The sequence below is a fragment of the Amycolatopsis anabasis genome (assembly GCF_009765355.1).
In the GTDB taxonomy this organism is placed as follows: Bacteria; Actinomycetota; Actinomycetes; order Mycobacteriales; family Pseudonocardiaceae; genus Amycolatopsis; species Amycolatopsis anabasis.
Genome location: NZ_VTHK01000068.1, coordinates 35,165 through 43,568, shown reverse-complemented (window position 1 = coordinate 43,568; position 8,404 = coordinate 35,165). Strand labels below are relative to the sequence as shown.

Sequence of the window (8,404 nt, the reverse complement as noted above, 5' to 3'; positions counted from 1 at the left end):
CGCCACCGTCAACCCCACTGACCAGCACCAACAGGATGAAAACTCCCCATTGGGGGAAGCGGTTACCAGGTGGTGTGGGACCAGGTGGTGAGGAGGCGGCGGGTGGAGCCGCCGATCGGGCCCACCGCGTCGGCCAGCACGTGAGGATCCGGTAGGTGGGCGTCTTCGATCGCGGCTTCGGCGAGCCCGGGGTCTTCGATCGTGGCCGAGCAGACCGCGCGCAGGTAGTCCGGCACCGCGAGCGCGGGGTCCGTGCAGCCGATCACCGGGGTGCCCACCGCGGCGATCAGCGGGAACACCGTGCCGGGAATGCCGATCGCCGCTTCGGCGCGCGCCGCGGCCTGGACCGACGGCACCGCGCTGATCTCGTAGCGGTCCCAGAGCGTGCGGTCCTCGCGGGGATGCAGGCCCACCAGGATGCGCTTGCCCGCGGCGGCGAGTTTCTCCGCGCAGGCGAGGAGCAATTCGGTGCCGGGCGCGGCCCCGCCGGTCGGATCGGGGCGGGTCACGCTGGTCAGCACGAGCACCAGATCCGGTTCCGGCGCGCGCCGGGGCAGGGCATCGGTCTGCGGGGAGCCGACCACCCGGATCGGCCGCCGAGTGCCGAGGTGGCGGCCGAACGCGCGGGCCTCGGCGGGCGAGGACGCGGTGAGCGCGCGCAGGCGGTGACGCAGTTCGCGGGCCCGGGGCGCTTCGACCGGGTTCTGGTAGGCGAGGGAACTGGCGACCAGGGGCAGTCGCCGCAGCAGGGCGGCGCAGTCGGCGGGCCAGTCCCCGGCCCCGGTGACCACCAGCAGATCGGCGGGCGGGGCGTGCTCGGGCACGGCCGCGGGGACCGGATCGTCCGGCGCCAGCCGCGCGAGATCGGGCACGAGCTGGGTGAGCCGCCAGCCGCGCCGCGCGGCCTCGCCGAGCAGCGGCCGCACGTGGTAGGTGCCCCAGGGTTCGTTCGTCGCGACCAGTACGCGGAGGCGGCGGCGGGCCTCGGCGACGCCGCCGGAGAGGACGGCAGTTCCGGCCAGCGTGCCGGTCAGGATGGTGCGGCGCGACAGGAGGTTCACGAGCGGCAGACCTTAGCCCGGGGAGGGAGCCGCCGGGTGAATTCCCGCCAAACCGTTCTACTTCCGCGCCGCCGCGACGAGACCGGTTTCGTACGCGATGATCACCAGCTGGGCGCGGTCCCGGGCGGCGAGTTTGGTGAGCAGGTGGCCGACGTGCGTCTTCACCGTGGCCAGGCTCAGGTGCAGCCGTTCCGCGATCTCGGTGTTGGACAGCCCGCGCGCGATGAGCGTGAGCACCTCGCGTTCCCGCCCGGTCACGCCGTCGAGTTCCCGCATGAGCGTGCGGACCGGCTCCGGGCGCCGGGCGAACTCGGCGATCAGGCGGCGGGTGACCGTGGGCGCGAGCAGGCCCTCGCCCGCGGCCACCACCCGGATCGCGGTGAGCAGGTCGTTCGGCGGGGTGTCCTTGAGCAGGAACCCGCTCGCCCCCGCGCGCAACGCCGAGTAGACGTACTCGTCGAGGTCGAAGGTGGTGAGCATGAGCACGCGCACGCCTTCGGCCTCGGGGGCGCCGCAGATCCGCCGGGTCGCCTCGATGCCGTCGACCCCGGGCATCCGGACGTCCATCAGCACGACGTCCGGGCGTTCGGCGAGCGCCAGGTCCACCGCCTCGGCGCCGTCGCCCGCCTCGCCGACCACCGCGAGCCCGGGCGAGGTGTCCACGAGCACGCGGAAACTGCCGCGCAGCAACGCCTGATCGTCGGCGATCAGCACCCGGATGTCGTTCATTCGGCCACCTCGTCGTAGGGCAGGGTCGCGGTCACCCGGAAGCCGCCTTCCGGTCGCGGCCCCGCGGTGAAGTCCCCGCCGTACAGCATGACGCGTTCGCGCATGCCGATCAGGCCGTGCCCCGGCCCGCCGTGCGCCGGGGGCCGGTGCCCGTCGTCGGTCACCTCGATGCGGATCTGGCGCCCGTCGCCGGTGACCCGGACCCGGCAGCGCGCCGGTGCCGCGTGTTTGACCACATTGGTCAGTGCCTCCTGGACGATCCGGTACACCGAAAGGCCGATCCCTTCGCCGATGTCTTCGATGCCCTGGACTTCCAGGTCGACTTCGGCGCCGCCGATCCGGGCCAGCTCCGCCAGCTCTCCGAGTGCGGCGGGCCCCGGCGCGGGGCCGAGTTCGGCGTCCTCTGTGGACTGTTCCGAGCGGAGGACGCCGAGCAGTCGCCGCATTTCGGTGAGCGCGCCGCGGCTGGTCGATTCGATGACGCGCAGCGCGTCGCGGGCTTCCTCGGGGTGTTCCGCGGCGACGTGGTTGCCGACCGCCGCCTTCACCGCGATCAGGCTCATGCTGTGCGCCACGATGTCGTGCAGTTCCCGCGCGATGCGCAGGCGTTCGTCGGCGAGTGCCTGATCGGCGAACAGCTCCCGCGCCCGGACGGTTTGTTCCCGCCGGGTCCGCACGATGAACCCAGTCGCCCAGCCCGCCGCGCAGTAGAGCCACACCACGGCCCAGTAGAACTGCGGCCCGCCCCAGTCCGGGGCCGGTTCGCCGAGGAAGCTGACCAGCAGGGTCGCGCCGGAGATCGCCAGGGTTCCGGCGAGCGCGGTGATCGACCGGCGGAAGGGTTCGTCCAGGCCGACCAGGTACAGCGCGAACATCACCGCGCTGAAGGGTTCCCGGGTCATGTTCAGCAGCGTGGCCGCGACCATCCCGGCGAGGACGAGCCCCAGCACCGGGATCGGCCACCGCCGCCGCACCGCGAGCGGCAGGCCGACGGCGGCCGCCACCAGGTAGGCGAGCCACTCCGGCCCGGTGAAACTCGGCTGGCCGTCCGGCGCGCTCGGATACGCGAATCCGATGTAGACGGTCGTCCACGCGATCGCGGCGAGGGCGTCCAGGGCGTAGAGGTGGAGCCCGCGCAGCCGCCTGCCGCGCGGGCCGCGTCGTTGGTCCACGGAAGGTGACGGTAGCGGTTCGGCGGGCCGGTCGCGTCGGTCTCGCGGAGGTCATCCCGTGGGTGGAGGGGCGGCCAGGTACTGCTGGTGGAATTCCGCGGCGCGGTCCCAGACGGACCAGGTGACCTGGTGGCCCTCGAGGTGCTCGGCGAGAACTTCGAAGCTGACGTGCCAGCCGCTGGCCATATCGGCGGCCCAGGTTTCGGTGAATTCCGGGGCTTCGCCCGGGGCGTCGAAGGTGTCGGTGAACACGAGCACGCAGCCGCCCGCGCCGTCCGCGGTCAGTTCCCAGCGGAGGACTTCGGTGTCCCAGGTGTATTCGAGCACCTTGGGCGGGTCGGCGAGGGTGATTCGGCCGGTGGAGACGGTGTCCTGATCGGCTGGGATGTCCATGCGGCGCCTGGCTTCGGCGGTCAGGTCGAAGCGGAGGCGGGCGCCGGGGGCAGGGTCGAAGTCGAGCACCGACACCGGGAACCAGCCCGCCAGTTCGGCGGTTTCGGTGAGCGCGCGCCAGACCTTTTCCGGCGGGTGGGCGAACCTGCGCTCGAAGCGGAGCAGGAGTCGGCCGGTGCCGACCTGGTGCAGAGTTCCGTTGGCGTTCATCGGGGTCACTCCGCCAGTTGGTCCGTGTAGTGCCGGCGGAGTTCCTCGGTGCGGGCTTCCGGCCAGGGGCAGCGGATTTCGCCGTGGGTGGCGGCGAAGAACAGCTCGAGCTGGACGTGCCAGGCGGCGAGGGCGGTGGCGCGGAGGTCCGCCAACCGGGTGGGCAGGGTCTGGGTGAGTTCCACGCGGGTGCCGAGTTCGGGGTCGTGGTGGATCTCCCAGCGGACCCGTCCGGCCGGTTCGCACTCGTGCAGCCATGCGTACTCCAGAACGCGCGGGGCCTCGGCTTCGGTGACCGGGCCCGCGGGCACGTAACCGTTGGTGGCGGGCAGGGGCGGCTCGGCGCCCCGCTCCACGGCGCCTTCCTCGGTGAGCAGGGACCACACCTCGGTGACCGGTTTCCAGACCAGGTCGCGGGCGAAGAAGATCTCGTAGCCTTCGGGCGTGCTGCGGACCTCGCCTTTGTCCAGGCCGAACTTCGCGATGTAGCGCTCCATCGGGGCGAGCCATTCGGCCGGCTGCTCGAAGGAGCGGTCGGCCAGGAACGCCTCCAACCCGGCCAGGCACACGTCCCAGCCGATCGCGTTGCGGCCCGCGGCGAGGCCGCCGATCCACCCGCCGCCGACGGACTGGGTGAACACCAGCAGGCAACCGCCTCCGTCCGGGACGAGTTCGAAGCGCAGGACGTCCTCCATCCAGCGGAAGGCGAAAACCTTCGGCGGGTCGAACTCCAGGACCTCGCCCTCGCTGGTGGCGTCGATCGGGGCCTCGTCGGGGAAGACGAAACGCATCTTCGCGCCCGGCTTCAACTCGGTTTCCACGGCCGCCGGGAACCAGTGCTTCAGCTCGGCGGGATCGGTGACCGCGCGCCACACCTTCGACGGCGGATGCTGCAGGCGCCGCTCGAAGCGCAGCACCGGCTTCCCGGCGATCGTGTCCAAAGTGGCCTGATACTCGGTCATCGCGCCTCCTCGTCGGGCATGGTGTCCAGGTGCCGTTCGAGGGCATCCAGGCTGTCGTTCCACAGCTGCCGGTACGGCCGGAGCCATTCGTCGATCTCGATCAGCGGCTCCAGCCGCAGCCGGTACCAGCGGCGCTGCGCGTCCTGCCGGACCTCGACCAGGCCCGCCTCGCGGAGGATCTTGAGATGCTTCGAAACCGTCGGCTGGGTCAGGGTGAGCCGCTCGACCAGATCCCCCACCGGGCGCTCACCCGCCCGCAGCAGATCCAGGATCTCCCGGCGCCGCGGCTCCGCCAGAACCTCGAACGTTGTTGCCATGGTGGCAATATAGCCCGATAGGCATATGCGGTGTCAAGTCGTTGAGGGCCCTTCCCGGGGGCGGGAAGGGCCCTCGATCGCTCAGGAGGCGTACGGGCGGACCAATCGCGCTTCGCGCACCGCGTGCGCCCACCAGGCGAGCTGGTCGAGCAGGGCCTTCGCGGCCGCGTTGACCGCCTCGGGGTCGCGCGGATTGCCGTCCCGGTCGAACTGCGCGCCCGCCATGTGGAAGCTGACGGTTTCCCGGATCGTGACCGCGTGCAGTTCGGCGAAGACGATCCGCAGCTGTTCGACCGCGCGCAGCCCGCCGGACAGCCCGCCGTAGGAAACGAAACCGACGGGTTTCGCGTGCCATTCCGGGTTCAGCGAGTCGATGGCGCTCTTCAGCGGCCCCGGATAGCCGTGGTTGTACTCGGGAGTGATGACCACCACGGCGTCGGCCGCGCCGATCCGTTCGCCGAAGCCGTCGCCGGGAATCCCGGTTTCGGCGAGATCGATGACGTCGAGCCGCACGTCCTCGCGCCGGGCCGCCTGTCCGGTGAACCAGTTCGCGACGACCGGCGCGAACCGCCCCTCGCGGACGCTGCCCACGATCACCGCGAGTTGGAAATGAGTGTCTGACACGGAAATGTCCTTTCTCGGCGGAGGTCTTCGCTCTTGACCACCGGTCCGCTCGACGGTAAAACCTGAAGTATTGTTAAGGTCAACTTCGACGGGAAACCGGTGCGATGAACGAAGCAGGCTGGGATCAGCACGAGCTCACCGTGGGGCAGCTCGCCGCACGCAGCGGGGTGGCCGTTTCGGCGCTGCACTTCTACGAACGCCAGCACCTGATCACCAGCCGGCGGACCGCCGGGAACCAGCGGCGCTACCGGCGCGACACGCTGCGGCGCGTGGCGCTGATCCGGATCGCCCAGCGGGTCGGGATCCCACTCGCCGACGTGCGGGCCGCGCTCGCCGAACTGCCGGACGCCCGGACCCCGACCCGCGCCGACTGGGAACGGTTGTCCCGGCGCTGGAAGTCCGAACTCGACGAGCGCATCCGCCACCTGGAACAGCTGCGCGACGATTTCACCGACTGCGTCGGCTGCGGCTGCCTGTCCATCGACCGGTGCGCGCTGGCCAATCCGTACGACGAACTCGCCTGCCAGGGGCCGGGGCCTCGGCGACTTCTGCGCTGCTGACTTCCGCCGCTTGGCGGTCGTTTTCCGGGGCGTGCGCGTGCGAGCCTGCGAACGGCGACGGTGCCGGGCGAAGGGTGTCGCGCGATGGGTGGTTCGCTGCGCGCGGCGCTCGCGCTGGCGTTCGTCGCCGTGCTCGTCGTTCCGGTCGGGGTGGCGTTCGCCGAGCCGGAAACTTCGCGCCGCTACGCCAATCCGGTGGCCGCCGCGGCGGCCGACACGTTCGCCGATCCGGCGGTCATCCGCGGCAAGGACGGTTTCTGGTACGCGTTCGGCACCGGCGATCCGCTGTGGGAGGGCGAGCACGCGAAACACCTGATCCCGATCCTGCGCTCGCCCGATCTGGTGCGCTGGGAGCACGTGGCCGACGTGTTCACCGCCGCGAACCGGCCCGCCTGGGTGGCCGCGGACGCGGGCTTCTGGGCGCCGGACGTCCGTTATGCCGACGGCCGGTACCTGGTGTATTTCACCGTCACCGACACGATCCTGAACGCGGGCGGCGATTCCGCGATCGGCGTCGCGACCGCGCCCGCGCCGACCGGGCCGTGGACCGAACTCGGCGCGCCGATCGTGCCCCCGGCGCCCGGTGAGCACGGCGGGTTCCGGTGGACGTTCGATCCGGCGATGATCATCGACACCGAAGGCGGGCGGTGGCTGTACTACGGCTCCTACTACGGCGGCCTGTTCGTGGTGCCGCTGTCCGCGGACGGGTTGCGCCGGACCGGGCCGCCGACCCGGATCGCGATCGCCGACCGGTACGAGGGCGGCTACGTCGTCCGCCGGGGCGGCTGGTACTACCTGTTCGGCTCGGCCGCGAACTGCTGCGCGGGGCCCGCCACCGGGTACAGCGTGTTCGCCGCGCGATCCCGGACACCCACCGGGCCGTTCGTCGACCGCGACGGCTTGTCGTTGCTGGATTCGCGGGTGGGCGGCACCCCGGTGATCCAGCCGAACGGCAACCGGTGGATCGGCACCGGGCACAACTCCGTGGTCACCGATGCCGCCGGGCAGGACTGGCTGGCCTACCACGCGATCGACCGCGCCGACCCGTATCTGGACGAACCGTACGGCGAGGTGGAGCGGCCGATGCTGCTCGACCGGCTGGACTGGATCGACGAGTGGCCGGTGGTCCGGGCGGGGGCGGGCGCGTCGACCGGAGGGCAGCGGGCGCCGGTCGCCGGTGGGAGCGTCGACGACCGGTTCGAACGGGACGCACTCGGTCCCGGGTGGCGCGCCCCGGCGCCGGGCTGGCGGGTGGTCGCGCGGGCCGATCCGGATTCCGGTGGCCTGGTCCGGCATTTCCCGGCCGGAACCGATCGGCTGGTGTCCACTCGGCCGGTTCCGGCCGACGTGCACGTCGAACTGGATGTGCGCGTGCCGGGCGCGGATTCGGCCGCCGGGGTGGTGGCGGGCGGGGTGGCGGTCACCGTCGACCGGCGGGCCGCGGCACTGGTCACCGGGGCGGGCGGGGTGGTTCGCCGGACCCCATTGCCCGCGGATTTCCGTTACGACACTTGGCATTCGATCAGCGTGCACCTGCGCGATTCGGTGCTGGACGCGGCGGTGACCGACGCCCGGCTCGGTGACCCGATCGCCGAGCAGACGCGGGTGGTGCCGCGCCGCGCGGGCGAGTTCGCGGTCACCGCGCGCGGAGTGTCCGAAGTGGACAACGTGTCGGCGGCGCATGCGGCGCGCCCGGTGCGGACGGCGGAGCCGCCACCGCGGGTCGGGCGGCTGGACCCGGCGGCCTCGGACGAGTTCGACGGCGGGAACACCGGCGGCTGGACGTGGATCCGGCCGGATCCGGCGGCGAAGGTGGAATCGGGTGCGCTGCGCTGGCCGACGCAGGCCGCAGATCTGGTGGGCGCCGGGAACGACGCGAGCGTGCTGCTGCGCGATCCGCCGCGCGGCGAGTACGTCGTGGAAACCAGGCTGGAACTGGATCTCGGGGAGAACACCGCGCGCAACTTCGAACAGGCGGGGCTGATCGCCTACGCCGGGGACGACGATTTCGCGCGGTTGAGCCAGGTCGCGCTGTGGAACACCCGGCAACTGGAGTACGGGCGGGAACTGCCGTTCGCCGGGCGGCTCGCGTTCGGCGGGATGGCGTTGACCGCCCCGGCCGTGACGACCTGGCTGCGGCTCGCGCACACCGTCGATCCGGCGAGCGGGGAGCACCGGTTCCGCGGCGCGGCCAGCCGCGACGGCGAGCACTGGACCTGGGGCGGCACGTGGACGTTCCCGCCCGGCCCCGCGCCGCGCGTCGGCCTGGTGGCGCACGGCGGCAACGTCCCGCCGGTCACGGCGGCGTTCGACTACTTCCGGATCCATCGTCCGTGAGGAACGCGCGCACCGCGTCCGCCTCGGGAAGGCCGACCC

At 72.1% G+C, this 8,404-nt stretch carries 9 protein-coding genes; 2 read left to right on the top strand and 7 right to left on the bottom strand.

Annotated elements, in window-relative coordinates; genetic code table 11:
* Positions 1–62: 62 nt before the first annotated feature.
* The 7 genes from FXO23_RS44250 to FXO23_RS44220 all read right to left on the bottom strand — a co-directional run bounded on the left by FXO23_RS44250 (position 63) and on the right by FXO23_RS44220 (position 5,468).
* Positions 63–1,061, bottom strand: coding sequence for a hypothetical protein (locus FXO23_RS44250; RefSeq protein ID WP_246258438.1), 999 nt, complete (start codon positions 1,059–1,061; stop codon positions 63–65).
* 57 nt (positions 1,062–1,118) lie between these two features.
* Positions 1,119–1,790: a response regulator gene (locus tag FXO23_RS44245; RefSeq protein ID WP_158893830.1), complete on the bottom strand. Its 672-nt coding sequence runs from the start codon at positions 1,788–1,790 to the stop codon at positions 1,119–1,121.
* On the bottom strand, positions 1,787–2,962 hold the full coding sequence (locus tag FXO23_RS44240) for a sensor histidine kinase (RefSeq protein ID WP_158893828.1): 1,176 nt from the start codon (positions 2,960–2,962) through the stop codon (positions 1,787–1,789). The genes FXO23_RS44245 and FXO23_RS44240 overlap by 4 nt, the downstream gene beginning before the upstream one ends.
* 51 nt (positions 2,963–3,013) lie before the next feature.
* Positions 3,014–3,565: an SRPBCC domain-containing protein gene (locus FXO23_RS44235; RefSeq protein ID WP_158893826.1), complete on the bottom strand. Its 552-nt coding sequence runs from the start codon at positions 3,563–3,565 to the stop codon at positions 3,014–3,016.
* A 5-nt stretch (positions 3,566–3,570) separates the two neighbouring features.
* Positions 3,571–4,527: an SRPBCC family protein gene (locus FXO23_RS44230; protein WP_158893824.1), complete on the bottom strand. Its 957-nt coding sequence runs from the start codon at positions 4,525–4,527 to the stop codon at positions 3,571–3,573.
* A complete protein-coding gene (locus tag FXO23_RS44225; protein ID WP_158893822.1) occupies positions 4,524–4,844 on the bottom strand; it encodes an ArsR/SmtB family transcription factor in 321 nt (106 codons plus the stop codon). The genes FXO23_RS44230 and FXO23_RS44225 overlap by 4 nt, the downstream gene beginning before the upstream one ends.
* Positions 4,845–4,925: 81 nt before the next feature.
* The gene (locus FXO23_RS44220) at positions 4,926–5,468 is read right to left on the bottom strand and encodes an NADPH-dependent FMN reductase (RefSeq protein ID WP_158893820.1); all 543 of its coding nucleotides are present in this window, start codon (positions 5,466–5,468) and stop codon (positions 4,926–4,928) included.
* A gap of 104 nt (positions 5,469–5,572) precedes the next feature.
* Here FXO23_RS44220 and soxR point away from each other — a divergent pair, with 104 nt between their 5' ends.
* Both soxR and FXO23_RS44210 read left to right on the top strand, forming a co-directional pair.
* Positions 5,573–6,028 carry a redox-sensitive transcriptional activator SoxR gene (gene soxR, locus FXO23_RS44215; protein WP_158893818.1) on the top strand — a complete coding sequence of 152 codons (456 nt, stop codon included), beginning with the start codon at positions 5,573–5,575 and terminating at the stop codon, positions 6,026–6,028.
* An 84-nt stretch (positions 6,029–6,112) separates the two neighbouring features.
* On the top strand, positions 6,113–8,365 hold the full coding sequence (locus FXO23_RS44210; RefSeq protein ID WP_158893816.1) for a glycoside hydrolase family 43 protein: 2,253 nt from the start codon (positions 6,113–6,115) through the stop codon (positions 8,363–8,365).
* Positions 8,366–8,404: the final 39 nt, after the last annotated feature.